22 protein-coding genes are annotated in these 25,744 nt (G+C 46.4%); 16 read left to right on the plus strand and 6 right to left on the minus strand.

Going from position 1 to position 25,744, the window contains the following annotated elements; translation table 11 throughout:
• Positions 1-11: 11 nt before the first annotated feature.
• Together CLC91_RS11535 and CLC91_RS11540 are read left to right on the plus strand one after the other, a co-directional pair.
• Complete coding sequence (locus tag CLC91_RS11535) at positions 12-3,077, plus strand: AAA family ATPase (RefSeq protein WP_095498918.1); 3,066 nt, start codon at positions 12-14, stop codon at positions 3,075-3,077.
• Positions 3,078-3,110: 33 nt separating this feature from the next.
• Positions 3,111-4,322, plus strand: a complete 1,212-nt coding sequence (locus tag CLC91_RS11540) for a uracil-xanthine permease family protein (protein ID WP_095498919.1) — start codon at positions 3,111-3,113, stop codon at positions 4,320-4,322.
• A 31-nt stretch (positions 4,323-4,353) separates the two neighbouring features.
• Here the strand turns inward: CLC91_RS11540 and CLC91_RS11545 are convergent, their stop codons facing one another.
• Positions 4,354-5,709 carry a DEAD/DEAH box helicase gene (locus tag CLC91_RS11545; RefSeq protein WP_095498920.1) on the minus strand — a complete coding sequence of 452 codons (1,356 nt, stop codon included), beginning with the start codon at positions 5,707-5,709 and terminating at the stop codon, positions 4,354-4,356.
• A gap of 162 nt (positions 5,710-5,871) precedes the next feature.
• Here CLC91_RS11545 and CLC91_RS11550 point away from each other — a divergent pair, with 162 nt between their 5' ends.
• Genes CLC91_RS11550 through CLC91_RS11560 form a run of 3 tightly spaced genes read left to right on the plus strand, consistent with a single transcriptional unit; the run spans position 5,872 to position 7,915 of the window.
• Complete coding sequence (locus CLC91_RS11550) at positions 5,872-6,864, plus strand: hypothetical protein (protein WP_095498921.1); 993 nt, start codon at positions 5,872-5,874, stop codon at positions 6,862-6,864.
• Positions 6,861-7,313 carry a YciI family protein gene (locus tag CLC91_RS11555; RefSeq protein WP_095498922.1) on the plus strand — a complete coding sequence of 151 codons (453 nt, stop codon included), beginning with the start codon at positions 6,861-6,863 and terminating at the stop codon, positions 7,311-7,313. The genes CLC91_RS11550 and CLC91_RS11555 overlap by 4 nt, the downstream gene beginning before the upstream one ends.
• Positions 7,313-7,915, plus strand: a complete 603-nt coding sequence (locus CLC91_RS11560) for a DUF2238 domain-containing protein (RefSeq protein WP_233132621.1) — start codon at positions 7,313-7,315, stop codon at positions 7,913-7,915. Before CLC91_RS11555 ends, CLC91_RS11560 begins: the two co-directional genes overlap by 1 nt.
• Positions 7,916-7,931: 16 nt before the next feature.
• Here the strand turns inward: CLC91_RS11560 and yfaE are convergent, their stop codons facing one another.
• The 5 genes from yfaE to ubiG all read right to left on the minus strand — a co-directional run bounded on the left by yfaE (position 7,932) and on the right by ubiG (position 13,407).
• On the minus strand, positions 7,932-8,186 hold the full coding sequence (gene yfaE, locus CLC91_RS11565) for a class I ribonucleotide reductase maintenance protein YfaE (RefSeq protein ID WP_095498923.1): 255 nt from the start codon (positions 8,184-8,186) through the stop codon (positions 7,932-7,934).
• A gap of 5 nt (positions 8,187-8,191) precedes the next feature.
• Entirely contained in the window at positions 8,192-9,322 is a 1,131-nt protein-coding gene (nrdB, locus tag CLC91_RS11570; RefSeq protein WP_095498924.1) for a class Ia ribonucleoside-diphosphate reductase subunit beta, read from the minus strand.
• Positions 9,323-9,335: 13 nt separating this feature from the next.
• A complete protein-coding gene (nrdA, locus tag CLC91_RS11575; protein ID WP_095498925.1) occupies positions 9,336-11,657 on the minus strand; it encodes a class 1a ribonucleoside-diphosphate reductase subunit alpha in 2,322 nt (773 codons plus the stop codon).
• Positions 11,658-12,044: 387 nt separating this feature from the next.
• Positions 12,045-12,692 carry an HAD family hydrolase gene (locus CLC91_RS11580; protein WP_095498926.1) on the minus strand — a complete coding sequence of 216 codons (648 nt, stop codon included), beginning with the start codon at positions 12,690-12,692 and terminating at the stop codon, positions 12,045-12,047.
• 4 nt (positions 12,693-12,696) lie between these two features.
• On the minus strand, positions 12,697-13,407 hold the full coding sequence (ubiG, locus tag CLC91_RS11585; protein WP_095498927.1) for a bifunctional 2-polyprenyl-6-hydroxyphenol methylase/3-demethylubiquinol 3-O-methyltransferase UbiG: 711 nt from the start codon (positions 13,405-13,407) through the stop codon (positions 12,697-12,699).
• Positions 13,408-13,587: 180 nt separating this feature from the next.
• Here ubiG and gyrA point away from each other — a divergent pair, with 180 nt between their 5' ends.
• The 11 genes from gyrA to CLC91_RS11640 all read left to right on the plus strand — a co-directional run bounded on the left by gyrA (position 13,588) and on the right by CLC91_RS11640 (position 25,658).
• Entirely contained in the window at positions 13,588-16,251 is a 2,664-nt protein-coding gene (gene gyrA, locus CLC91_RS11590; protein ID WP_095498928.1) for a DNA topoisomerase (ATP-hydrolyzing) subunit A, read from the plus strand.
• Positions 16,252-16,384: 133 nt separating this feature from the next.
• Positions 16,385-17,461, plus strand: a complete 1,077-nt coding sequence (gene serC / locus CLC91_RS11595; RefSeq protein ID WP_095498929.1) for a 3-phosphoserine/phosphohydroxythreonine transaminase — start codon at positions 16,385-16,387, stop codon at positions 17,459-17,461.
• A 31-nt stretch (positions 17,462-17,492) separates the two neighbouring features.
• Positions 17,493-18,596: a histidinol-phosphate transaminase gene (gene hisC, locus CLC91_RS11600; protein WP_095499006.1), complete on the plus strand. Its 1,104-nt coding sequence runs from the start codon at positions 17,493-17,495 to the stop codon at positions 18,594-18,596.
• Positions 18,593-19,873 carry a 3-phosphoshikimate 1-carboxyvinyltransferase gene (aroA, locus tag CLC91_RS11605; protein ID WP_095498930.1) on the plus strand — a complete coding sequence of 427 codons (1,281 nt, stop codon included), beginning with the start codon at positions 18,593-18,595 and terminating at the stop codon, positions 19,871-19,873. The genes hisC and aroA overlap by 4 nt, the downstream gene beginning before the upstream one ends.
• A 154-nt stretch (positions 19,874-20,027) precedes the next feature.
• Positions 20,028-20,717: a (d)CMP kinase gene (gene cmk / locus CLC91_RS11610; protein ID WP_095498931.1), complete on the plus strand. Its 690-nt coding sequence runs from the start codon at positions 20,028-20,030 to the stop codon at positions 20,715-20,717.
• A gap of 103 nt (positions 20,718-20,820) precedes the next feature.
• Complete coding sequence (rpsA, locus tag CLC91_RS11615) at positions 20,821-22,491, plus strand: 30S ribosomal protein S1 (RefSeq protein WP_095498932.1); 1,671 nt, start codon at positions 20,821-20,823, stop codon at positions 22,489-22,491.
• 71 nt (positions 22,492-22,562) lie between these two features.
• Positions 22,563-22,850, plus strand: coding sequence for an integration host factor subunit beta (locus CLC91_RS11620; RefSeq protein WP_095498933.1), 288 nt, complete (start codon positions 22,563-22,565; stop codon positions 22,848-22,850).
• A gap of 99 nt (positions 22,851-22,949) precedes the next feature.
• Entirely contained in the window at positions 22,950-23,240 is a 291-nt protein-coding gene (locus tag CLC91_RS11625; RefSeq protein ID WP_095499007.1) for a LapA family protein, read from the plus strand.
• A complete protein-coding gene (lapB, locus tag CLC91_RS11630; protein WP_095498934.1) occupies positions 23,233-24,393 on the plus strand; it encodes a lipopolysaccharide assembly protein LapB in 1,161 nt (386 codons plus the stop codon). Before CLC91_RS11625 ends, lapB begins: the two co-directional genes overlap by 8 nt.
• Positions 24,394-24,405: 12 nt before the next feature.
• Positions 24,406-25,101 carry an orotidine-5'-phosphate decarboxylase gene (pyrF, locus tag CLC91_RS11635; RefSeq protein ID WP_095498935.1) on the plus strand — a complete coding sequence of 232 codons (696 nt, stop codon included), beginning with the start codon at positions 24,406-24,408 and terminating at the stop codon, positions 25,099-25,101.
• A 17-nt stretch (positions 25,102-25,118) separates the two neighbouring features.
• Positions 25,119-25,658 carry a DUF2058 domain-containing protein gene (locus CLC91_RS11640; protein ID WP_179287563.1) on the plus strand — a complete coding sequence of 180 codons (540 nt, stop codon included), beginning with the start codon at positions 25,119-25,121 and terminating at the stop codon, positions 25,656-25,658.
• Positions 25,659-25,744 lie beyond the last annotated feature (86 nt).

Raw genomic sequence — 25,744 nt, forward strand, 5'->3', positions numbered from 1 at the left:
AGGAATTATGGATGCGTCCTATTCGACTGATTGTCCAAGCGTTTGGGCCGTTTGCAACAAAGCAAACGATTGATTTTCAGAAGCTTGGCGACAACCCGTTATTCTTAATTGCGGGTAATACCGGCTCTGGTAAAAGCACGCTATTAGATGCCATTTGTTTTGCGTTGTATGGGCAAACGACCGGTGCTGAAAGAGAGGCGTCTCAAATGCGTTGTGATTACGCAGCAAATAGTGATTTAACGTTTGTAGAGTTTGAATTTGCCATCGCTGATAAACGCTATTGCATTAATAGAAGCCCGACTCAGTTTAAACCCAAAGCGCGTGGCGATGGCTTTACCGAACATAAAACGGAAGCCTGGTTGCAGCAATGCTTTGACGACACAGCCCCAAAATTACTGGAACCCAAGCGCTCCGCTACGGTTACTCGGCTAGTGGAGCAATTGACTGGACTCACGGTACAGCAATTTAGGCAAGTGATGGTATTACCCCAAGGTAAGTTTCGGGAACTGTTGCTGGCGGATTCTAAAGACAGAGAAAAAATTTTTTCGCAGCTGTTTCAAACCCAAATCTATCAACGCTTAGAAACGGCCCTAAAGGAGAAAGCTGCCACGGTTGTTCGAACTCGCTCCGAGCTTCTTAATCAAGAGCAGGGGCTGTTGGCCAGTGCAGAGCTTGAGAGCCGACAACAACTGACCGCTCAGATGCAGCAAGTGACTGATAATGTCGCCGCTGCACAGGCCCATCTAGAAAACAAAACAGCAGAGCTTAGCCGTGCTCAAGCAACTTTGGATGCGGCTACCACAACCCAAACAAAGTTTGAACAGTTACATGCGTTACAACAACAGCTCAGCAAGCTTCGACAGCAAGATGACACCATAACAAAGTTACAAAGTCGTTTAAGCTTGGCTCAAAGCGCTCAGTTGATGGATGCGGATTATAGCGCTTGGCAACAGGCCCTCTCTCAATTAAAGGAAACCAGTGATGAGCAGCAACAGCTGCAGAGCCGATTGCAACGCCAACAGCAAGATCATCAGATGGTGTTACAGGAGCGCGAGCAATGTGGAAATTTTGATCAAGCCATCGCTGACCAACGAAAACAGCTCGCGGGCTTAGAGCAGTCTCTAACCCTCAGGAAGCGTTGGCAGCAACTTGACCAGCAACTAATCCAAGCACAAAACGCCCACCAAACGGCAGTAAATAGAGCTTCACGAAGTCGCCAAGCCCACGAAACTCTCCGCCAGCAGTTGCATGACAGTGAGGCAGCGCTTAAAGCCCTCACGCCAATATTAGCCAAGAGCCAATCGATAGTAACCCAGTGGCATGACACTGGGGCGTTGGCAAAGGCATTTGATAAAAAGCAGCAATTAGTCACCGAGATTAGCTTGCTTTCGACGCAGTTAAATCAGCAACGGGTCGACTATATGGCCTCGCGAGAGCAGGTGACTCAATTGCAGCGTCAACAGCGCACTTTAGAGATGCGTTGGCACCAAAACCAAGCCGCCAGTATTGCCAAGCAATTGCAGCAAGATAGTCCGTGTCCTGTATGCGGCAGTTTAGATCACCCTAATCCAGCCCAAAATGACGAAGCGGTCTCTGAAGCCATGCTTGAGCACGCCAGTAATGAGCTTACTAAAGCCACCGAGCGCTTATTGGAACTGGAGGCGCGGGGAGGCTCTACCAAAGCGAAGCAACAAGCGTTACAAGAGCAATTACAAGGGCTCGAGCAGCAATGGCCGCAATTAGTGCAGCTACAACCACAGCAGTTGCAACAACTGGAGCAACAGCACCTTGGCTTATTCCAGCAGCTACAAAGCGCCGAAACACAGCAACAACAATTATCCAAGCAGCGGGATAACTTATTAGAGCAAGAAAAGCCGCTCGCGACCGAGCTGGAAAATAACACTAAGACAGCCTTAGAGAAAGAGAAAGCGGTTGCGGTCATCCAGCAACAGCGCTTAGACCTAGAACAGCATTTGCCGGAGTCGATGCCAGACTTAGACGACTTAACCCAGCAAATCAATCACTGCACATCGACGATAGAGTCATTACAAGCTCAGTCTCGAGTACTGGATGACAAACTGAAACAAAGTGAACAATCCATCGCCCACTTAAAGGGACAGATTGTGGTGAGCGCGAAACAACTGGAAAATCGCAACAAGGCTTGCGAACAAACCGAGCTTACCTGGCAATCAGCACTGCAACAAAGCGACTTCGCTACGGAAGCTGCATTCGTACAGGCACGACAACAGCAACAACAGATAGAGCAATGGAGTACTGCAATTGACGACTATCATAAGCGATTGCATACGCTGCAAGGACAGATTCAACAGTTGGCCAACGAGCTTCAGGAGAAACAGCCGCTTGCGCTTGAGCCATTGCAGTCAGCGCTACAAAATAGCCAACAAGCCCATCAACTGGCATTGGACGAGTATCACCAACATCAACAAGCTGAAAAGCAATTGGTTTCGTTGCAACAAAAACTTCAAGAAACCCAAGTTAAACTCTCGGCGCTGGAGCACCAATATGAACTGGTTGGCACTTTAGCCGATGTGGCTAGCGGTCACTCTAGTGACAAAGTCAGCATACAACGTTTTGTGTTAAGCGTATTGCTTGATGATGTGTTAATACAAGCCTCGCAGCGATTGTTAATTATGAGCCAAGGCCGTTATCAGCTGCTCAGAAAGTCTCAGCGGGCGAAGGGCAACAAAGCCTCGGGTTTAGAACTTGAAGTGGAAGACAGCTACACAGGTCGCACGCGCTCCGTTGCTACCTTGTCTGGGGGCGAATCATTTATGGCGGCCTTGTCACTGGCGCTAGGATTATCAGAAGTGGTGCAATCCTATGCCGGTGGTATTCGTTTAAATACCTTGTTTATTGACGAAGGCTTTGGCAGCTTAGACCCTGAATCGTTGGATCTTGCCATACGAACCTTAATTGATTTGCAGCACAGCGGCCGAACCATTGGAATCATTTCCCATGTCGCTGAATTGAAAGAGCAAATGACGATTCGGTTAGAAATAGATGAGCAACGCCAAGGCAGTCGAATTCGTATTGTCGGTGTTGATAATGCTTTATAAACACGTTGAGTAAAACCACGCAAAGGAACTGATATGAGAACGCCATTACTGGGTGCACAGATGTTACTGGTGGCTTTTGGTGCGACAACCTTAGTACCACTGTTAACTGGAATTAGCCCAAATCTAGCGCTGCTGGGGGCAGGGGTTGGAACCTTAATTTTTCAGATTTGCACCAAAGGACAAATTCCGATATTTCTAGGTAGCTCGTTTGCCTTTATTGGGCCGATTATTTTAGGGATCCAACAATTTGGCTTACCTGCCACACTTTCTGGGCTAATGGCCGCGGGCGCTGTATTTTTGGTGGTGAGCGCCTTGGTGAAAGCTCGCGGTGTGGGCATTATTGAACGGCTGCTGCCGCCTGTGGTAGTGGGTCCGGTTATTATGGTGATAGGACTGGCATTGGCGCCGGTTGCGGTTAACATGGCGTTGGGTAAAAGCGGTGATGGCTCAACCGTGTTAGTTGAGCAAAGCACCGCGCTATTCATTAGCTTTTTAGCGTTATCCACCACAGTTGCTGTGTCGCTATTTGGTAAGGGCTTGCTGCGGTTAATGCCGATTATTTGCGGTGTTGTGGTGGGGTATCTTGCCAGTTTGGCCTACGGGCTGGTTGATTTTACCCCCGTTGGCGAAGCAGCTTGGTTTGCGATGCCAGAGTTTGTGACGCCTGAGTTTAATTGGCAGGCGATATTGTTCATCGCTCCCATTGGTTTAATTGTCACCATTGAACACTTTGGCGATATCATGGCCATTTCTAATGTCACCGGTAAAAACTACGTAAAAGAGCCGGGCATTCATCGTTCGTTAATGGGGGATGGTTTCGCCACCATGACCGCCGCCAGTTTTGGTGGACCGCCGGTGGTCAGCTATGGCGAAGTAACCGGTGCGGTTTCTTTGCTCAAAACCTTTAATCCTAGAATCATGACCTGGGCGGCGGTGTTTGCCATTTTACTGGCCTTTATTGGCAAAACTGGGGCCTTGCTGTTGTCGATACCGGTACCGGTTATGGGCGGGATTATGTGCCTATTGTTTGGCGCGATTGCCAGCATTGGGTTAAACACTTTGATTCGTCATCAAGTGGATTTAAATGACTCGCGTAACCTTGTTATTGTCTCGGTCACTTTAGTGTTTGGTATCGGCGGCATGGCAATAGGCTTTGGCGAATTCAGCCTAAAAGGGGTCGGCTTGTGTGGCATTGTCGCCATTCTATTGAACCTCATACTGCCGCAATCTAAACAACCGCAATAACAAAAAAGCCCGCTGATTAAGCGGGCTTTTTTTAGTTATCTTGAGGCTCATTGTCGTCTTCAATCAGCTCGGAAGCCGGTTTTGGCTTTTTACGAAGCAATGGTGTATCGCCAACGTCGATTGCTGTGCTAAAGCTTTTGTCGCGAGCGCGGCGCGGTTTCGATTGCGCCGCTTTAGTCGCAGGCGCTTTGGTTGATTTTGACCATACTTGAGCGTTAACGACTTTTTTCGGTTTAAGGCCTTTGAATTTACCGGTTAGCCCCTCAAAGGTAATAAAGGCTTTGGGAAGGGCGACAAAGTCTTTAACCGCCAAGTAGCTGTTCCAATCTTTCGGACCTATCAAAGACAGGGCAACCCCTTTGGAGCCAGCGCGACCGGTTCGTCCAATGCGGTGCACGTACTCTTCAGCATGCTTGGGCATGTCAAAATTTATCACATGACTCACGTTAGTGATGTCCAAACCGCGAGAGGCTAAATCTGTGGTCACCAGGTATTGGTGTTGACCACGAGCAAACTCATCCATGATGCGGTTTCTAGCGCTTTGATTGAGCTCTCCGCTTAAAGCAACAGCCTTAAGACCTTTTTTCTGTAGGTGGTTCGCTAGGTTATTGGTGTCATCGCGAGTGGCGGTAAATATCATCGCCTGCTTAACCTTGGTGTCGCCTAGGTAACGGTCAAGCAGGGCCATTTTATGATCCAAATGGTCTGCCAACAGAAGCGATTGCTCAATATCGCCATGACTTTGTTGAGCCGAGCCAATGGCAACGCGCTCAGGCTCTCGCAGAAATGACTGAGTATACTGCTGCATTTCTGAGTGCTCGAGGGTGGCGCTAAACATTAAAGTTTGGCGACGGCGGTGATCTGCGGCTTGATGAATTTGCTTTAATTGCTCAGCAAACCCAAGGTCAAGCATTCGATCCGCTTCATCGAGAATTAACAGCTCAAGCCCATTTAGATACAGGTGACGTTTTTGCAGATGATCGGCGATGCGTCCTGGGGTGGCTACCACAAAATGCGGATCTTTTGCCAACGCCTTGGCTTGGTCATTAAAGTTTTCGCCACCTAATATCAAGGTTCCTTTGAGGCCGCTGGGGGATAAAAACAAACGCAGTTGAGCAAACACTTGCTTTGCCAGTTCTCGAGTCGGTGCCAATATCACAACTCTAGGATCGCGTTTAGACAGGGCTTTCGTTTTTAAACAGCGCTGCAATGCCGGTAACAAATAGGCTAAGGTTTTTCCAGAGCCGGTCTTAGAGGAGGCAAGCAAGTCTCGGCCACTCATCGCCACCGGGATCGCTTGTGCTTGGATTGCAGTGGCTTCACTGAATCCTAGATGGTCGATGGCTCGGTTTAATCGTTGGTCTAACCCTAAATCGGTTAATTGCACTGCGCGCTCCCCGGCGTCTTCTAAAATCGGCGGCTATTATAGAGACTTGTTTGCTAATTAGCTAACTATAGGATGATTAACGGGATTTGCCTATCATCTCGGTTCGGTTTAGGGTTAGTAACAAAGGGACAATAGGTAAAAATAAAGCTTGGAGTTGCAGCGATGCTAAAGCAAAAGTTACAACAAGGGGTCCATCAAGGGATAATCACACAGGAGCAGGCCGAATCATTACTGCCTATTCTCAGCGAACATCATGAAACCGTTTCTATTACGCGCGCTTTGATTTATTTAGGGGCCGCCATCGGGCTGTTCTCATTATGGTTGTTTATAGATTTAGGCTGGCAGCACTGGGGCGGTTTTGGGGTAGCGGGGCTGACGCTCGCCTATGCTGCGGTTGCTTTCGGTATTGATCGCTGGCTCATTCAACCAGAGCAAGGCTTAATTAAAGTGTTGGTAAGATTATTCCTAGCCGCTTGTGTCCCATTATTCTGGTTTGGGGTTTTTGTTGGTGTAGGCTGGTGGGAAGGCGACCACATTGCCACCTCTCAAGTCGACAGCGAAGTTTTGATTTTATTGGTGTTATTCGCGGTAAGTTGTGCCGCCTTAGCGTCTCGCGAGCCTCATGCGCTTTGGTGGACGCCATTAACCGTTGCCGTTTGGATATTGATTCTGGAAATCACTGATGCATTTCCCGGTCGGTTTGGTTGGGAAGAGTCGGCACAACTGACCATGGTCTACGGCTTGGTGTTAATGGTGATTGCCTATTGGCGCAGCGCTAAAGACAGTTTTCATTATTCGTTGTGGCAAACTTTGTTACTGCTAGGGGGGTACTTCTTCTGGCTTGGATTAACCTTGCAACACGCAAGCTCAGATACTAGTCGGTTGATTTACGCTGTGGTCAATATCGCATTCCTCGGCGTCGGGGTTTGGTTGTCCATTAGAAGCTTTATGGCCTTGGGCGTAATCGGAGTTTTGTTATACCTTGGTTATTTAGCTTATGAATTGTTTAAGGACAGTATTTGGCTACCGGTTTTGTTCGTAGCGGTGGGGCTATTGATAATCGCCAGCGCATTGATATGGCACCGCCGTAAGCAAACACCTAAAGGTTCGCCCCTGCAAGACTCTGTGAATGCAGCCAAAGGAGACCAACTATGAAATACGTAAGCCTATCTGCTGTTATTTTTTTCGCCTTGCTCATCGCGCCATCGGCTACTGCGACGAACTATGACCAGCAGTTGGCGAAATCCTTTGGAGCCGATGATTATGGTATGAAGCAATACGTAATGGCATTTTTATACAAAGGTCCCAACCGCGACTTGCCTGAGGAAGAAGCGATTGCGCTGCAGCGTGGGCACCTAAATACGATTCGCACGCTAGCGAAAGATGGCAAGCTCGTATTAGCAGGCCCCTTTTTAGAAGAAGGTGAACTGAGAGGTATTTATATCTTTGATGTCACCCACGTCGATGAGGCCAAAAAATTGGTGGCCGACGATCCAGCCATTCAACACGGCTCTCTGGTCGTCGAAATGAAGCCATGGTACGGCAGTGCGGCGTTGATGGACTTGTACCGAATCCATAAAAGCATCGCCAAGAAGGAACACTAATGGTATATCGTAAAACACCAATGATACTTTGGTTAATTGTCTTTTCGGCGGTTTTTTTGTGGTCGGCCATAGAGCCCTATGACCGCTTTACCTGGTTTTTAGAAGTGGTTCCTGCGCTCATTGTCTTAGTTATCATGATAGCTACGGCACGGCGGTTTCCGCTGACCCAATTACTGAGCATTGGCATTCTAGTACATGCGATTGTTTTAATGGTTGGTGGGCATTACACTTATGCCGAGGTGCCGGGGTTCGAGTGGTTGAGTTTAGATGGTCGAAATAACTACGATAAAATTGGCCATTTTATGCAAGGCTTTGTGCCGGCATTGGCGGCTCGAGAAATTTTGCTGCGTAACCGTGTTGTTCAAGGAGGCGCCTGGCTTAACTACATAGTGATCAGTATTTGTCTCGCCTTTAGCGCATTTTACGAGCTTATTGAATGGTGGGTTGCCGAGCTGAGTGGTCAGTCGGCAGAAGCCTTTTTGGGGACCCAAGGTTATCAGTGGGATACTCAGTCAGACATGGCTATGGCCTTAGTGGGGGCCATTTGCGCGTTGGTTTTACTGAGTCGGTGGCACGATAAACAATTAAGCCGCTTACATTAAGCGGCTTAGGCATGAGTTAATCAATTTCCAGCTCAATGTCGCTTTTTGGGTAACAGCAACAAGGTAAGCATTCATCTTGCTCAACATGAGAGATGGGCTCTTCAGGATAATGCACCTCACCGTTAAGTAACTTTAGTCGACAGGTGCCACAATAGCCATTGCGGCACTCACTATAACTGTCTACTTTGTTATCTTCTAAGGTCTCAAGCAAGGTTTTGCTGTCGTCTACGTAGAAAATAGGGCGCTTATCTTTTAGGTAAATCCAACTCATGGAGGTTAGAGTTTAAAGCCTTCTAGTGCGGCCATATCGATTTCGGAGTCGATCTGACCAACTAAGTAAGAAGACACTTCAACTTCTTGCGGTGCCACTTGAACAGCATCGCTTTCCAACCAATTCTTCATCCATGGTAGCGGATTCGATTTTGCTTCAAAGGCTGGCTCTAAGCCTACCGATTTCATGCGTTGATTAGTGATGTATTCGACATAGCTGCACAATATTTGCTCATTTAGACCAATCATCGAACCGTCTTTGAACAAGTAGCGGGCCCATTCTTTCTCTTGCTCGGCTGCGTCGATAAAGATTTGTCGAACTTTATCTTCGCACTCCATGGCGATTTGCACCATTTCCAAATCGTCACGTCCGTTACGCATGATGTTCAGCATGGCTTGAGTGCCATTTAGGTGGAGCGCTTCATCACGAGCAATTAATCGGATAATTTTGGCGTTACCTTCCATCAGCTCTCGCTCTGCAAACGCGAACGAGCAAGCGAAGCTCACATAAAAGCGGATGGCTTCAAGAACATTAACCGACGCGATGCATAAGTACAGAGCGGTTTTTATTTTATGGGGATTGACTTCGATGATTTCACCGTCGATTTCATGGCTACCTTCGCCATGAAGGTTATAAACTTGAGTCAGTTTAATCAAATCATCATAGTAGCCTGCGATATCGCCGGCACGCTCAACAATGTGTTCATTTACTACGATGTCATCGAATACTTCCGCTGGGTCGTTAACGATGTTGCGAATTATGTGAGTATAGGAGCGACTGTGAATGGTCTCACTAAACGCCCAAGTTTCAATCCAAGTTTCTAATTCCGGAATGGAAACCAATGGCAGCAAAGCTACGTTTGGCGAACGACCTTGAATGGAGTCCAACAGTGTCTGGTATTTAAGGTTAGACAAAAAGATGTGCTGCTCGTGAGCAGGCAACCGGTTAAAGTCGATTTTATCTTTAGAAACATCTACCTCTTCTGGACGCCAGAAAAACGACAGCTGTTTCTCAATCAGCTTTTCAAAAATCTCATGTTTTTGCTGGTCATAGCGCGCAACATTAACCGGTTGGCCCATAAACATAGGCTCACGCATTTGGTCGTTAGCGGTTTGGCTAAATGTGGTATAACTCATTGTTTAAGCTCCATTAAATTTTGCACCCACCGCCGGCGCAATCGTCATCTTCTTGAATTACGGTTTCCAGCGCTCGGCCTTGACCCTCTTTATCTTCACCACTGTTTTGATGCTGCTCTGAGGCACCATCGCGAGTGTTGTGGTAGTAAAGCGTTTTTAGGCCAAGCTTATAACTCATGAGTAGGTCTTGTAACAGAGCTTGCATGGGCACTTTCGAATTGGCAAAACGAGTCGGATCGTAGCTGGTATTCGCTGAAATTGCTTGGTCAACAAACTTCTGCATAATTCCGACTAGCTCCAAATAACCACGGTTCCCCGGCATGTCCCAAAGTAATTCATACTGGTCTTGTAAGGTTTCAAACTCTGGTACTACTTGCTTCAAAATGCCATCTTTAGACGCTTTCACTGAAATTAAGCCTCGGGGAGGCTCAATGCCGTTGGTGGCGTTGGACATTTGTGACGAAGTCTCAGAAGGCATTAACGCCGACAGCGTTGAATTGCGAAGACCATGGGCTTGGATTTGCTGGCGTAGCTCATCCCAGTTTAAATGTAGGGGTTCGTCGCAAATGTCATCAAGGGCCTGCTTGTAGGTATCAATGGGCATGATCCCTTTAGCATAATTGGTTTCATTAAATTTAGGGCAGGCGCCCAATTCTTTGGCCAAGTTGTTAGAAGCCTTCAACAAGTAATATTGAATCGCCTCGAAGGTTTTATGGGTTAAATTATTAGCGGAGCCGTCAGAGTATTTCTTGCCGTTTTTGGCCAAGTAATAAGCAAAGTTAATAACGCCCACGCCTAAGGTGCGTCTATCCATTGAGCCTTTGTGCGCGGCCGGAATAGGGTAGTCTTGATAGTCCAATAAGCTATCGAGCGCGCGTATCGCAAGATCCGCCAACTCTTCGAGTTCTTCAAGCTTGTCGATAGCGCCTAAGTTAAAGGCTGACAGCGTACATAGCGCGATTTCGCCACTTTCGTCATTGACGTTGCTAAGAGGATTAGTTGGTAGTGCAATTTCCAGACACAAGTTGGACTGTCGAACCGGTGCAACTTTACTGTCAAACGGGCTGTGGGTATTGCAATGATCCACATGCTGAATGTAAATACGACCGGTAGAAGCACGCTCTTGCATCATTAATGAGAACAGCTCAACCGCTTTAATGGACTCTTTACGAATGGAATCATCTTGCTCGTACTTAAGATACAATTCTTCGAATTTTGGCTGATCTTCAAAGAAGGCGTCGTACAGACCTGGTACATCCGATGGGCTGAATAGAGTAATGTCGCCGCCGCTAATAAGGCGTTGATACATGAGCTTGTTAATTTGAACGCCGTAATCGAGGTGGCGCACACGGTTTTCTTCCACGCCGCGATTGTTCTTAAGCACTAACAAGTTTTCAACTTCAAGGTGCCACATTGGGTAAAACAAGGTCGCCGCGCCACCGCGAACACCGCCCTGTGAGCAACTTTTAACCGCGGTTTGGAAGTATTTGTAAAACGGTAAACAGCCGGTATGAAACGCTTCACCACCGCGAATAGGGCTGCCTAAGGCGCGAATTCGTCCCGCATTCACACCGATGCCGGCGCGCTGACTCACGTATTTAACGATGCTCGATGCGGTGGCGTTAATCGAGTCTAAACTGTCGCCACACTCAATTAATACGCAAGAACTAAATTGGCGAGTAGGGGTTCTGACACCGGCCATAATAGGAGTGGGTAACGAAATCTTAAATAGCGATACCGCATCGTAGAAGCGTTTCACGTAATCTAAACGAGTCGCCTTTGGATAGTGGCTAAACAGGCATGCAGCAACCAACATATAAAGGAATTGAGCGCTTTCAAAGACTTCACCGGTTACGCGGTTTTGAACCAAGTACTTGCCTTCAAGTTGTTTTACGGCCGCATAGGAGAAGTTCATGTCACGCCAGTGATCAATATGCTCGTCTAGTTCATCTAACTCCGCTTTATCATAATCGGCAAGAATATGAGCGTCGTAGCGGTGCGTTTCCACCATTTGAGTGACGTGATCGTATAAACTTGGTGGTTCAAACTGACCGTAGGCTTTTTTACGAAGATGGAAAATGGCTAGGCGGGCAGCAAGGTATTGATAATCCGGGGTTTCAGCGCTTATTAAATCCGCAGCAGAGCGAATAATAGTTTCGTGAATCGCTTCGGTTTCGATGCCATCGAAGAACTGAATGTGGGAGCGGAGTTCCACTTCAGAGACGGAGACGTTATCGAGTCCTTCTGCTGCCCAGGTAATAACCTTATGCAGTTTTTCCAGATCCAAAGGTTCACGTTCACCACAGCGCTTGGTGACAGTCAACTTGTTGTTCATTGATATGATGCCCGTTGTATTTATGCCTTGAAAGTCTCAAGGGCTGGTTGTCTTTTTTGAGCCAATTAAGCCACATACGTCCCTATTAATGGTCTCAATCCTTGTGTTAAGACGATAATTTCCCGTTGTGTTGATACTTTGTTGATTACACAACATATGGGTGTTTAATACGCCTGAGGTACAAGATAATGAGGTTTTCGATCGTTTGCAAGGATCAATTGTCATGCCAATTAGGATATTTAAGCGGTTTTTTTAGCATGAATTTAACAAGGGTTAGTGACGACTAACCCTAACATCAAAATTTTATTAGGGATTCATTAAAATCAAGCGCTATTAAAAGATTTTTTTTGCCATAAACCGCTCCCTAATCAACTGGCGAAAGTTTGGCTACTTGATTAAGTCGAGCATGTCTAGCGGCGAATCAATTACTGTATGTTGTGGCCAAGAGGCAATGGGATCTTCAGCTTTGATATAGCCCCAACTTACCGCAACCGGGTGCATGCCAACCGCCAATGCCGCTTCGATGTCTCGGCGTGCATCGCCAAGGTACCAGGTGTTTTTACAATCGACTTGGGTTTGGTTGGCCGCTAAGCGCATTGGCATGCTTGATGGCTTCGCTTTAAGACAGGTGTCACCGCTAATGATGGTAGCGCAGCGTTTATCCAAGTTCAGCTGTTGAAGCAATGGTCGACTAAAGCGAGCCGGCTTATTAGTGATCACCCCATAAGCGATGCCTTTACTGTCGCAGATTTCCAGTAGTCGAGCTATGCCGGGATAGAGCTGGGCACTTCGGCCATTAGTTGATAAGTAGTGTTGAAACAAACTCTGCTGAACTTGCGTAAAGCGCTGCTCATCCAGCGCTCCCACGGCGGCGTTAATCAGACCGCGACTGCCATCGCTGGTGTATTGATGGACATCATCGAAATTCGCTTGAGGGAAGCCGTGCTGCTGCAGCGCTAAATTTAAGGCATCGACAATATCGACGGCGGTATCGACTAAGGTTCCGTCCATATCAAAAAGAATGGCTTGTGACATGGGGTTATCCTTGTTTTTCACAACAAATCATATAGTTGACATCTAACTTGCGGGTGTAACTGAACACCTTAGTTATTGGGTTGTACTGAATCCCCATGCTTCCTTTGGTAACAAAACCCGCGTTATCACAATAGCGTATGAGTTCTGAAGGCGTAATGAACTTGCTGTGGTCGTGGGTGCCAACCGGCAACAGCTTTAAAACGTACTCCGCCCCAACAATGGTTTGTATGTAGGAGAGGGCGTTTCTATTTATGGTTGAGAAAAAGGCGATGCCCCCTTCTTCTAACAAATCAAAACAGGCGCTAATCACAGATGCAGGCTCTGGAACGTGTTCGAGCATCTCCATGCAGGTTACTACTTGATAAAGGCCTGCGCTTTTAGCGGCCTTCTCTTCCGCGGTCATTTGCTGATAATCAACTTGTACTTGGCTTTCTAGAGCATGAAGTTTGGCGACTTCTAATGGCTCTCGCCCCATGTCGATGCCCTCAACTTGTGCACCTAGGCGCGCCATGCTTTCAGACAAAATGCCGCCACCGCAACCAATGTCGATGGTTCTCTTGCCAAACAAACCGCCGCATTCTCGATCAATATAATTGAGTCTTAGAGGGTTAAGTTGATGCAAAGGTTTAAAATCACCTTCTGGATCCCACCAAGAAGCCGCCATTTTCTCAAATTTGCTTATTTCTTCGGGATCAAAGTTCAAAGGTTGGGACATGAATTACAGCCTAAAATTGTTATTGTGAGAACTTTGCCCATTATAGCGAGATAACTGAGCTTTCATAGAGGGCTAAAGGTACTAGTCAAAGGATTTCTGTGTGGTATCATTCCATGTTAATCCGTCGACAAATGGAAAAAGAAGAGCGTCGATGGTTCTCAACTGGGGAATGAGTGATTTATGACAAATCTGGCTACTGAAATTACGCCGATTAATATCGAAGAAGAACTAAAAAGCTCCTATTTAGATTACGCCATGAGCGTAATCGTAGGTCGAGCACTACCGGATGTTAGAGATGGCTTAAAGCCTGTGCATCGTCGCGTGTTGTTCGCCATGAACGAATTAAAGAACGATTTTAACAAGCCGTATAAAAAATCGGCACGTGTCGTTGGTGATGTCATCGGTAAATATCACCCCCACGGTGATAGTGCCGTGTACGACACCATTGTACGGATGGCACAAGATTTCTCGATGCGCTACACCTTAGTGGATGGCCAAGGTAACTTTGGTTCCATTGATGGCGATGCCGCAGCTGCAATGCGTTATACCGAAATACGAATGGATAAACTGTCCCATTCGTTGCTGGCTGACTTAGATAAAGAAACCGTTGATTTCGTGCCCAACTATGATGGCACCGAGTTTATTCCGGAAGTATTGCCGACTCGTGTACCTAACCTGTTGGTTAACGGGTCTTCTGGTATCGCCGTTGGTATGGCCACTAATATTGCGCCGCACAACTTGCGAGAAGTCATTAGTGGATGTTTGGCGCTGATTGATAACCCAGAGTTAACCATTGCTGAGTTAATGGAATACATTCCTGGTCCTGATTTCCCGACGGCGGGTATCATCAGTGGCCGTAAAGGAATTATTGATGCCTATAATACCGGTCGCGGTAAAGTGTACATGCGTGCTCGCGCTGAAGTTGAAACCGACAGCAACAACAAAGAGCGCATTATTGTTACCGAGATCCCGTATCAGGTAAACAAAGCGCGCCTAATTGAGAAAATTGCGGAGCTGGTAAAAGATAAAAAGCTTGAGGGCATTTCAGGGCTGCGAGATGAGTCCGATAAAGACGGCCTTCGAGTAGTGATTGAGGTGAAGCGTGGCGAAGTGGGTGAGGTCGTACTGAACAACCTGTACTCGCAAACCCAAATGCAAACCGTTTTCGGCATCAACATGGTGGCGTTGGGTAATGGTCAGCCAAGACTCTTTAACCTTAAAGAAATGTTAGAAGAGTTCTTGCTACACCGTCGTGAAGTGGTTACTCGTCGTACCGTTTATGAATTGCGCAAAGCCAGAGATAGAGCCCACGTATTAGAAGCGTTGGCGATAGCGCTGGCAAACATCGATCCCATTATCGAGCTGATTCGAAATGCAGCCACTCCCGCTGAGGCAAAACTGCAGTTGCAACAACGTGGTTGGGATTTGGGCAACGTTAGAGCTATGCTGGAAAAAGCGGGCGATGATGCCGCTCGTCCTGAGTGGTTGGAACCTGAGTTCGGTATCCGTGATGAAAAGTACTTCTTAACCGAGCAACAAGCGCAAGCAATTTTGGATTTGCGTCTTCACAAATTGACCGGTTTGGAACATGAGAAAATTCTCAACGAATATGAGGAGTTGCTGCAATTAATTGCTGGCTTGATTCATATTCTGACAAGCCCTGAGCGTCTGTTGGAAGTGATTCGTGAAGAACTTGAAGTCATTGTTAATGATTTCGGTGATGAGCGTCGAACGGAAATTACCGATGCATCTCACGACATCAGTTTAGAAGACTTAATTAATGAAGAAGATGTTGTGGTTACCTTGTCTCACCTTGGCTATGTGAAGTATCAGCCGCTGACTGATTATCAAGCTCAGCGTCGTGGTGGTAAAGGAAAGGCGGCTACGAAAGTTAAAGATGAAGACTTTGTAGAACGCTTGTTGGTTGCCAACACCCACGATACGATTTTGTGCTTCTCGGATGCTGGCAAAATGTATTGGCTCAAAGTGTATCAATTGCCGTTGGCTAGCCGCACCGCTCGTGGACGACCGATTGTTAACTTGTTACCGCTTGGCGATGAAGAGCGAATTACTGCCATTCTTCCGGTACGAGAGTACGAGGACGATAAGTACATTATCATGGCTACTGCGCATGGTACGGTTAAGAAAACAGCACTAACAGCCTACAGCAACCCAAGAGCGAACGGTATTATTGCGGTGAATCTTAAAGACGGTGACCAGCTGATCGGTGTCGACATCACAGACGGTAGTAACGACATCATGCTGTTTTCTGATGCCGGTAAAGTGGTTCGCTTTAATGAAAAATTGCGAGATTCCGAAACTGGTTTGGTGAAAATTGATGAGGAAACCGGTGAAGAGTTGCTGTCGTTACGCCCGATGGGTAGAACGGCAACAGGTGTTCGCGGTATTCGCTTGGAAGATGGCCAAAAAGTAGTGTCATTAATTGTGCCAAATGGCGATGGTGAGATTCTAACGGTTACTGAGAATGGCTACGGTAAGCGTACCAAATTAGAAGACTATCCGGCGAAGAGTCGCGCGACCAAAGGTGTGGTATCCATTAAAGTCAGTGAGCGAAACGGTGCCGTTGTAGGTGCGGTTCAAGCCAATGATGCCGATGAGATCATGCTAATCAGTAATAAGGGTACGCTTGTACGTACACCGGTAGAAGGTGTTTCTTCGGTGGGCCGTAATACTCAAGGGGTAACCTTAATTCGCACTGCCGATGATGAGTTGGTAGTTGGTTTAGAAAGAATTGACGAAATCCAAGTGGATGAAGATATTGTCGACTCAGAAAACTCTGCAACTGACGACGCTGTTACGCCCTCGGAAGCACCTAACGAATAACTGTATGGCTTAAGTTACAGTAACCGTAAGGAAATTCATGCGAGCGCCTATTGGCGCTCGTTTTCTTTTGCACGGTTCTACAGTATTATTTTTACTTTCTGTTTTTCATTTTTTCCAATGATAAGGGATGTTCATGCAGGTGTTTAATTTTTGTGCAGGCCCGGCGATGCTGCCGGTAGAAGTCATGCAAAAAGCGCAAGCGGAAATGCTCGATTGGCAGCACCAAGGTGTTTCCGTGATGGAAGTCTCTCATCGAAGCGCTGAGTTTATTGAGCTGGCGCACAATGCTGAGACTAATTTACGGCAACTGTTAAATGTTCCTGATGATTATCACGTGCTCTTCATGCACGGCGGTGGTCGCGGTCAGTTTGCGGCTATTGCGATGAACCTCCTTGGCGAATCTGGTAAGGCTCTGTATTTAAATTCAGGGCAATGGTCTAAAGCCGCAGCAGTTGAAGCGCGGCGTTTTGCCCAAGTAGACGAACTTTCAATCGTAGAGTCCATGGAAGGCAAACAACAGGTCGTGCTTCCCGAGCTGAAATCCGATATGGGGGATTATCGATACCTGCATTATTGCCCTAATGAAACCGTCGATGGCATAGAAATTCACGAACCAATCAACAGCCCTTGGCCTGTGATTGCAGACATGTCTTCTTGCATTTTATCTCGACCCATCGATGTCAGCCAGTTTGGATTAATTTATGCTGGCGCCCAGAAAAACATTGGACCTTCTGGACTTAGCCTTGTCATCGTTAAAAAATCGCTTTTAGAGTTGCCGGCGCTGCCTATGCCCAGCATCATGGATTACCGCATTACCGCGGCTAATGAATCCATGTTCAATACACCGCCAACCTATGCTTTGTATTTGGCCGCTAATGTTTTTCAATGGTTGCAACAACAAGGCGGGATTGAAGCGATGGGGCTGAAGAATCAGCGTAAAGCAGACGAGCTGTATGCTTACATTGAACAATCACACTTTTATCGCAGCGGTGTTGCTGCGACAAACCGCTCCAGAATGAATGTCACTTTCCAATTAGCGGATGAGTCACTTAATGGAGAGTTTCTAGCGCAGGCGAAAGCGAGAGGCTTGTTGGCGTTGAAAGGACATCGTGCGGTTGGCGGCATGCGTGCAAGCATTTACAACGCTATGCCGCACCAAGGTGTCGTTGCACTGATAGCCTTTATGGATGAATTTGCACGAAACAATTAACAATAACAACATAAAAAAAGGATATAACTTAATGAGTCATGATTTTCTATCGCTGGCCAATCAAGGTGTGCAAGGGTTAAAACCCTATGAGCCAGGTAAACCAATAGAAGAATTAGAACGAGAGCTTGGTATAAAAGATATCGTTAAGTTAGCTTCGAATGAAAATCCACTAGGGCCTAGCCAACAAGTTAAAGCGGCGATTGCTGCAGCGGTTGCCGATTTGAGTCGCTACCCCGATGCTTCCGGTTTTACGCTAAAGCAAGCTTTGTCAGAAAAACTGTCGGTTACACCTGAGCAACTGGTTTTGGGTAATGGTTCTAACGAAGTGTTGGAATTGATTTTTCGGGCGTTTGTTCAAAGCGAACATGAAGTGATTTACTCACAATACGCTTTTATCGTATACGCTTTGCTGACTCAATCTTGTGGCGCTGTGCATCGAACCATTCCGGCTAAAAATTATGGCCACGATTTAGATGCCATGCTTGCAGCAATCAACGACAAAACCAAATTGATTTGTGTGGCGAACCCAAATAATCCCACTGGTAACTATATTAATCCTAGCGAGTTAAAAAAGTTTGTTGAACAGGTACCAACCCATGTCCTGATTGTGTTGGATGAAGCTTATTTCGAATACCTACAGGCGGATGAACAACCCCCTTCTTGTGACTGGATAGGGCAACACCCTAATTTGATAGTCAGTCGAACCTTTTCTAAAGCTTATGGCTTGGCCGGATTACGAGTCGGTTATTGTGCCTGTCATCCGGATATTGCGGATCTATTAAACAGGGTTCGAGAACCCTTTAATAACAATAGTCTTGCTTTGGTTGCCGCAGAAGCTGCATTGGCCGACGAAGCTTATTTGAATGAAAGCGTAACGCTGAATACACAAGAGTTAGGTCGAGTATGCCAATGGCTGGATACTAAAAACATCCAATACATTCCTACCAAAGGTAACTTTGTAACAGTCGACATGAAAGGGGATGCGATGCCGCATTACCAAGCATTGTTGACGCAAGGGGTTATTGTGCGCCCAATTGGTGGTTATGGAATGCCAAATCACTTAAGAATTAGTATCGGCACTAAAGCGGAGAACGATCGCTTTATGGCTGCATTTGAAACATTAGGACTTGCATGAAACAACTGGAATTAGCGCCCATTTCCCGCGTTGATGGTGAAATAAATATCCCGGGTTCAAAGAGTATTTCAAACCGAGCATTATTACTGGCGGCTATGGCTCAGGGGCAGACGACCTTGACCAACTTATTGGACTCAGATGACATTCGACACATGTTGACGGCCCTCAGTCAATTAGGGGTCAGCTATGAACTGAGCGCCGACAAAACCCGTTGTGTGGTTCAAGGGTTAGGCAAAGCGTTTAACGTAGCCGATGCTCAAACCATCTTTTTAGGGAACGCAGGTACGGCGATGAGGCCTTTGTGTGCGGCATTAGCTTTAAGCCAAGGCGAATTCGAATTAACCGGCGAACCGCGTATGGAAGAGCGACCCATTGGGGATTTGGTGGATGCGCTAAGACCATTGGGTGCCAATATCAGTTACCTCAAAAACGAAGGCTTTCCACCGGTGAAAATCCAAGGCATGGGATTACGCGGTGGCTCAGTAGAGATTGCCGGTGATCTGTCCAGTCAATTTTTGACCGCGTTGCTTATGGTTGCGCCAATGGCCGATGGCGACATTGTTATCAATATTAAAGGTGAACTGGTATCCAAGCCTTACATTGATATTACGTTGTCGATTATGAAGAAATTTGGGGTAGAAGTTACCCACAACCGCTATCAACGATTTGTGGTTAAGGGAGGGCAGCACTACGTATCTCCTGGTCGTTTTTTGGTTGAAGGTGACGCTTCATCCGCCTCTTATTTCTTAGCTGCGGCAGCCATTAAGGGCGGCTCAATAAAGGTTACCGGTGTGGGCACTGCCAGTATTCAAGGCGATGTTAAGTTTGCCGACGCCTTAAGTGCTATGGGTGCTGAGATAGAGTGGGGCGAAGACTATATCATTAGTCGCAAAGGTCAGTTAAAGGGTGTCAATATGGATATGAATCATATCCCGGATGCTGCTATGACCATTGCTGCAGCGGCGGTTTTTGCTCGCGGTACTACTCGTTTAAGCAATATCTATAATTGGCGAATTAAAGAAACCGACCGATTAGCCGCCATGGCAACTGAGTTGACAAAAGTAGGTGCTCACGTAAAAGAAGGTCACGATTATATTGAGATATCGCCGCCTGAAGCGCTAAAGAAGGCAGCGATAGATACTTATAATGACCATCGTATGGCGATGTGCTTTTCGTTAATGGCGCTGGGTGATGCGGGCGTTATCATTAATGATCCGGATTGCACATCAAAGACGTTTCCCAATTATTTTGAAGCGTTTTCGAGCATTTGTCATTAAAGCATAACCTTTAGCTGATGAGGTGTAGTCGTTTGTACGACTACACCTTTTTTATTTTTAGAAAAACCAGCATATGGTTGTGGTTTCTTGTATACTATGCGCGCATTTTTTAAGGCCGGTATGGTAGCCGGTTTTATACGATTCGGAGAATATTATGATGGATAGGGCGCCTGTTATTACGGTGGATGGCCCCGGTGGTGCAGGAAAGGGCACCGTATGTCAGTTATTAGCAGCTAAATTAGGTTGGCACTTGTTGGATTCAGGTGCGCTTTATCGTGTTTCAGCATTAGCTGCGTTGCACCATAATGTTGATCTGGAAAATGAAGAAGCCTTAGGCCTTTTAGCGGCGCATTTAGATGTCCAGTTTATCGGTAGCGAAGACGGTATTAAGGTGATTTTGGAAGGCGAAGATGTCTCCAAAGCGATTCGTTCTTCCGAATGCGCTAATGCCGCTTCTAAAGTGGCTGCATTTCCTTGCGTACGAGAAGCGTTATTGCGCCGCCAACGCCTGTTTCGCGCCGCCCCAGGACTCGTCGCCGATGGCAGAGACATGGGAACGGTCGTTTTTAACGATGCAGAAGTTAAAATTTTCCTTACTGCGTCAGCAGAAGAGCGCGCCCAACGACGTTATAATCAGTTGATAGAAAAGGGCTTCGATGTTAATATTGACCGCCTTTTGGCCGAGATAAAAGAGCGTGACGCCCGAGATATGGGTCGTAAAGTAGCACCTTTAGTAGCGGCCGAAGACGCATTAATCCTTGATACCACTGGGTTAGACATTAACCAAGTGATGGCAAGAGTGACTGAATATGTCTCCGACGTCTTGTCGATAGAGATGAATTAGTTGTTCCAAAAATTTTACCTAGTATGCCTCACGGACGAAGCATAATTATTAATTGCCTCCATGTTCAGGACGACCATGGTTGAATATAAGTTGAAGTATTAAAATGACTGAATCATTTGCTGAACTGTTTGAACAATCCCTTCAAGAAATTGAAACCCGCCCTGGCGCCATCGTAAAAGGCCTAGTTGTTAAGATCGAAAATGGCAACGTTATCGTTGACGCTGGTCTTAAGTCAGAAGCTGTTATTTCTGTGGATCAGTTCAAAAACGCCCAAGGCGAACTAGAAGTTGAAGTTGGTAGCGAAGTTGATGTTGCGCTTGACGCAGTAGAAGACGGCTTCGGTGAAACTCAGCTTTCTCGTGAAAAAGCTAAGCGCCACGAAGCTTGGATCCGTTTGGAAAAAGCTTACGAAGACGCTGAAACTGTTATGGGTGTTATCAACGGCAAAGTTAAAGGCGGCTTCACTGTCGATCTAGACGGAATCCGTGCTTTCCTACCTGGTTCATTGGTAGACGTACGTCCAGTACGCGATACCTTGCACCTTGAAGGCAAAGAACTTGAATTTAAAGTTATCAAGCTTGACCAGAAGCGCAACAACGTTGTTGTTTCTCGCCGTGCTGTTATCGAATCAGAAAGCAGCCAAGAGCGTGATGAATTGCTTGAGAACTTGCAGGAAGGTCAAGAAGTTAAAGGTATCGTTAAGAACCTTACCGATTACGGTGCTTTCGTTGACTTGGGCGGCGTAGACGGCCTACTGCACATCACCGATATGGCTTGGAAACGCGTTAAGCACCCAAGTGAAATCGTAAACGTTGGTGACGAAATCAACGTTAAAGTTCTTAAGTTCGATCGTGAGCGCACTCGTGTATCACTAGGTCTTAAGCAACTTGGTGAAGATCCATGGTTGGAAATCAGCAAGCGCTATCCAGAAGGTGCTCGCTTGACTGGTCGCGTTACTAACCTAACTGATTACGGTTGCTTCGTTGAAATCGAAGAGGGCGTTGAAGGTCTAGTACACGTTTCTGAAATGGATTGGACCAACAAGAATATCCACCCATCTAAAGTGGTTAACTTGGGTGATTCTGTTGAAGTTATGGTTCTTGACATCGACGAAGAACGTCGTCGTATTTCTTTGGGTCTTAAGCAGTGTAAAGCTAACCCATGGGATGAGTTTGCTTCTAAGTTCAACAAGAACGACAAAGTTACCGGTAAGATCAAGTCTATCACTGACTTCGGTATCTTCATCGGTCTAGACGGCGGCATCGACGGTCTAGTTCACCTGTCTGACATTTCTTGGAACGCGACTGGTGAAGAAGCGGTTCGTGAATACAAGAAAGGCGAAGAAATCGAAGCAGTTGTTCTTTCTGTTGACCCAGAGCGTGAGCGTATCTCTCTAGGCGTTAAGCAAATTGAAGAAGATCCGTTCAATTCTTATCTTGCTGATAAGAAAAAAGGCGCTATTGTTAATGGTACAGTTGCTGCTGTTGACGCAAAAGGTGCAACCATTGAGTTGGCCGATAGCGTTGAAGGTTACATCCGTGTAGCTGACATTGCTCGTGAACGCATTGAAGACGCATCAAGCGTATTGAGTGTTGGCGATGCAGTTGAAGCTAAGTACATGGGCGTTGACCGTAAGAACCGCACCATCAGCTTGTCAATCCGCGCGAAAGACGAAGCTGACGAGAAAGAAGCAATGGCTTCTTTGAACAAGCAAGAAGATGCTGGCATGTCTAATGCAATGGCAGAAGCGTTCAAAGCGGCTCGCAGCGAATAATTTCTGTTAAGACGGGAGCCTAGGCTCCCGGTTAATGACAGCTATTTGGCTTGAAAATAAAAGGTGAAAGGATGACTAAATCTGAATTGATTGAACTGTTAACCACCAAACAACCGCAGCTATCAGCTAAAGAAGTTGATGCGGCGATTAAGGAAATGTTGGAGCAAATGGCAGCAACATTGGAGTCCGGTGATCGAATTGAAATCCGTGGCTTCGGTAGTTTTTCACTTCACTTTAGAGCGCCACGAAGTGGTCGAAACCCTAAAACGGGCGAAACCGTTAAGTTGGAAGGAAAATCCGTTCCCCACTTCAAGCCGGGTAAAGAGTTACGCGAAAGAGTAAACTCTAGCATCGCTTAATAAAAAGCCTCCTAACGGAGGCTTTTTTGATTGTCACTAGCTAAGCCTCGAAAATTAAAGGATAATCAAGGAAAGACTTATTGGCTAAGGAAAGAGGCTGTGAAAACTCTACTAGTGGCGGTAATCGTTATATTGCTTTTTCTTATAGCACTGGCTTTCGGTGCTCAAAATGAGCAGTTAGTGTCTATCAATTACTTTGTAGCTCAGGGTGAGTTTCGTCTACCTGTAGTGCTTTCTGTCACTTTCATAGCCGGCTTTGCAAGTTGCTGGCTGATATCTATAGTCTTCGTGGTGAAGTTAAAACTGGCGCTTCGAAAAGCCACTCGATTGTTGCATAAACAGCAAAAGCCGAATCACAATACTAAGCCTGTAACGACTGATAATGCTTGAGTTACTGTTTCTTCTCCTACCAATTGCTGCAGCCTATGGTTGGTACATGGGGAGAAGAAGTGTCCGCCAAGGGCAACAACAACGCCAACAAAAAATTTCAAGAGACTACTTCACCGGCCTTAATTACCTGCTTTCCAACGATTCCGATAAAGCTGTGGATTTGTTCATAAACTTGTTGGAAGTGGATGATGAAACCATCGATACCCATATGGCTTTAGGCAGCCTGTTTCGTCGCCGTGGAGAAGTAGACCGTTCCATTAGAATTCACCAAAACCTTATCGCTCGACCCAGTCTAACGATTGAGCAACGAGATTTTGCCATGATGGAGTTAGGCAAAGACTATCATGCGGCTGGATTTTACGACCGAGCTGAAGAGATATTTTTAAATCTAGTAAGTCAAGATGAGCATACCGAAGAAGTCGAGCAACAGCTGCTTGATATCTATCAAATCACTAAAGAGTGGCAAAAAGCCATTGACGTGGTGGGACGCTTTAAGCGCAGGGCGCAAAAGCGTTTTAAACCACTGATAGCCCATTTCTACTGTCAGTTGGCGCAAGAGGCTACATCGCAGCCGGATCAATTAGGGCTCATTAATAAAGCGCTCAAGCAGGATCCAAATTGTGGTCGAGCGTGGTTGCAAAAAGCAAAGCTGGAATTGGCTTTAGGGCACATTGCAGATTGCCAAAATACTTTAGAGCAATTGTTAAAAAGAGATATTGAACTGTTTTCTGAAGCACTTGGCACCGCTAAGCAATGCTTTCAGGCAGCGGATAATCATGAAGCTTATAAGCAACTTCTGCAAAACGCTGTGACTCACAATGGTGGTGTTAGTATCGTACTGGCGTTGGCACAGGAGTTAGCCGACGAAAACAGCGATTCCGATGCCGAGCGTTTGATTTTACAGCACCTAATGACACACCCCACCTTAAAAGGCTTCCATCGATTAATGGAGTTCCATATCACCCAAGCGGAAGATGGAAAGGCCAAAGACAGTTTAAGTATGTTAGAAAAACTGGTTCAACAGCAAATACGAGTCAGACCCAGCTACCGCTGCAAGGAATGTGGATTTCCGGGGCATAGTTTGCACTGGCAATGTCCGTCTTGTAAGCAATGGGGCTCGATGAAGCCTGTAGTTGGGTTGGACGGAGAATAGAGCGGAGAATAAATGTTAGAAAAACGAATTGTTGTCGCCTTAGATTTTGAGAATCAAAGCAACGCATTAGCTTTGGTAAAGCAACTTGATCCCAATGCTTGCCGCTTAAAGGTAGGTAAAGAGATGTTTACCTTATTTGGGCCTGAGTTCGTTAAGCAATTGCACCAACTGGGTTTCGACGTGTTTTTGGATCTTAAGTTTCACGACATTCCCAATACGGTTGCCAAAGCCGTTCGTGCTGCCGCTGAGTTAGGAGTATGGATGGTAAACGTACACGCAAGCGGCGGTGAAAAAATGATGCAGGCGGCTAAAGACGCCTTAGTAGAGTATGGCGACGATGCGCCGCTGCTCATTGCGGTTACCGTACTTACCAGCATGGATGAAGCGCAACTCCAAGGCATTGGAATTAGCGTGTCTCCTCAACAACAGGTCTTGCGATTAGCGCAACTGGCTAAAGATTGTGGGCTTGATGGCGTGGTGTGTTCGGCTCAAGAAGCCAGTATGCTTAAAAGCCAGTTAGGGGACGAATTCCAGTTAGTGACGCCAGGTATACGGCCTGTCGGTGCCGATGTTGGTGACCAACATCGAGTGATGACACCAGCTAAAGCCATTGCTGCTGGGGCTGATCACTTAGTGATTGGTCGACCGATAACTAAGGCCAGTGAGCCGCTCGCTGCACTGGCTGATATCAATCAGTCATTAGTTTAACAACCAAACGTTCGAGTATTGTTATGTCACTTCAAGATCAACTGCTTAAAGCGGGATTAATCAATAAACAAAAAGCCAAACAAGTGCGCACCGATAAGCGCCGCAAACGCAAACAAAACAAAGTGGACGAAAGCGAACTGATTAAGCAACAAGCGGCGGAAAAACTAAAGCAGACCGCAGAAAAAGATAAAGCCTTAAACAGTGAACGGGACGCTAAGGCTCAAGCAATAGGACGGGAGCGAGGTTTTGCTACTGAAATTGCACGAGCAGGAATTAGCATCGATAGCCAGGCTGATATAGGCTTCAATTTTACCTTCAACAATAAAGTACTTACTTTGTACGTGACATCAGCGCTTCAAAGTCAGCTGTTATCAGGCAAGCTAGGCATTGTTAGGCTTCAAGAAAAGAGTTATCTACTGCCCAATAAATTGGTCGAGCGCATTCAGCAATTTAAACCTGAGTGGGTCGCTTATCTATGGGATGGCTCTACTGAAGAGGTTGTTGATGAAGACGACCCTTACGCTGATTACGAAATTCCTGACGATCTCATGTGGTAGTCGATTGTTTTTGAGTTATTGCTCCAATTGGTGTAATTTAAACGAGTGTTTGAATTGGCCTAGGCCGCAATAACAAAGAGATAACC

It is taken from the genome of Paraferrimonas haliotis (assembly GCF_002282895.1).
GTDB lineage: Bacteria > Pseudomonadota > Gammaproteobacteria > Enterobacterales > Shewanellaceae > Paraferrimonas > Paraferrimonas haliotis.

Coding starts and splice junctions, on each gene's coding strand:
- CLC91_RS11555 (WP_095498922.1), top strand. CDS start 6,861: ATGAAATACGTAAGCCTATCTGCTGTTATTTTTTTCGCCTTGCTCATC.
- nrdB (WP_095498924.1), bottom strand. CDS start 9,322: ATGAGTTATACCACATTTAGCCAAACCGCTAACGACCAAATGCGTGAG.
- CLC91_RS11535 (WP_095498918.1), top strand. CDS start 12: ATGCGTCCTATTCGACTGATTGTCCAAGCGTTTGGGCCGTTTGCAACA.
- pyrF (WP_095498935.1), top strand. CDS start 24,406: ATGTTAGAAAAACGAATTGTTGTCGCCTTAGATTTTGAGAATCAAAGC.
- nrdA (WP_095498925.1), bottom strand. CDS start 11,657: ATGAACAACAAGTTGACTGTCACCAAGCGCTGTGGTGAACGTGAACCT.
- ubiG (WP_095498927.1), bottom strand. CDS start 13,407: ATGTCCCAACCTTTGAACTTTGATCCCGAAGAAATAAGCAAATTTGAG.
- serC (WP_095498929.1), top strand. CDS start 16,385: ATGCAGGTGTTTAATTTTTGTGCAGGCCCGGCGATGCTGCCGGTAGAA.
- lapB (WP_095498934.1), top strand. CDS start 23,233: ATGCTTGAGTTACTGTTTCTTCTCCTACCAATTGCTGCAGCCTATGGT.
- CLC91_RS11540 (WP_095498919.1), top strand. CDS start 3,111: ATGAGAACGCCATTACTGGGTGCACAGATGTTACTGGTGGCTTTTGGT.
- CLC91_RS11560 (WP_233132621.1), top strand. CDS start 7,313: ATGGTATATCGTAAAACACCAATGATACTTTGGTTAATTGTCTTTTCG.
- yfaE (WP_095498923.1), bottom strand. CDS start 8,186: ATGAGTTGGATTTACCTAAAAGATAAGCGCCCTATTTTCTACGTAGAC.
- CLC91_RS11550 (WP_095498921.1), top strand. CDS start 5,872: ATGCTAAAGCAAAAGTTACAACAAGGGGTCCATCAAGGGATAATCACA.
- cmk (WP_095498931.1), top strand. CDS start 20,028: ATGATGGATAGGGCGCCTGTTATTACGGTGGATGGCCCCGGTGGTGCA.
- rpsA (WP_095498932.1), top strand. CDS start 20,821: ATGACTGAATCATTTGCTGAACTGTTTGAACAATCCCTTCAAGAAATT.
- CLC91_RS11580 (WP_095498926.1), bottom strand. CDS start 12,692: ATGTCACAAGCCATTCTTTTTGATATGGACGGAACCTTAGTCGATACC.
- aroA (WP_095498930.1), top strand. CDS start 18,593: ATGAAACAACTGGAATTAGCGCCCATTTCCCGCGTTGATGGTGAAATA.
- hisC (WP_095499006.1), top strand. CDS start 17,493: ATGAGTCATGATTTTCTATCGCTGGCCAATCAAGGTGTGCAAGGGTTA.
- CLC91_RS11620 (WP_095498933.1), top strand. CDS start 22,563: ATGACTAAATCTGAATTGATTGAACTGTTAACCACCAAACAACCGCAG.
- gyrA (WP_095498928.1), top strand. CDS start 13,588: ATGACAAATCTGGCTACTGAAATTACGCCGATTAATATCGAAGAAGAA.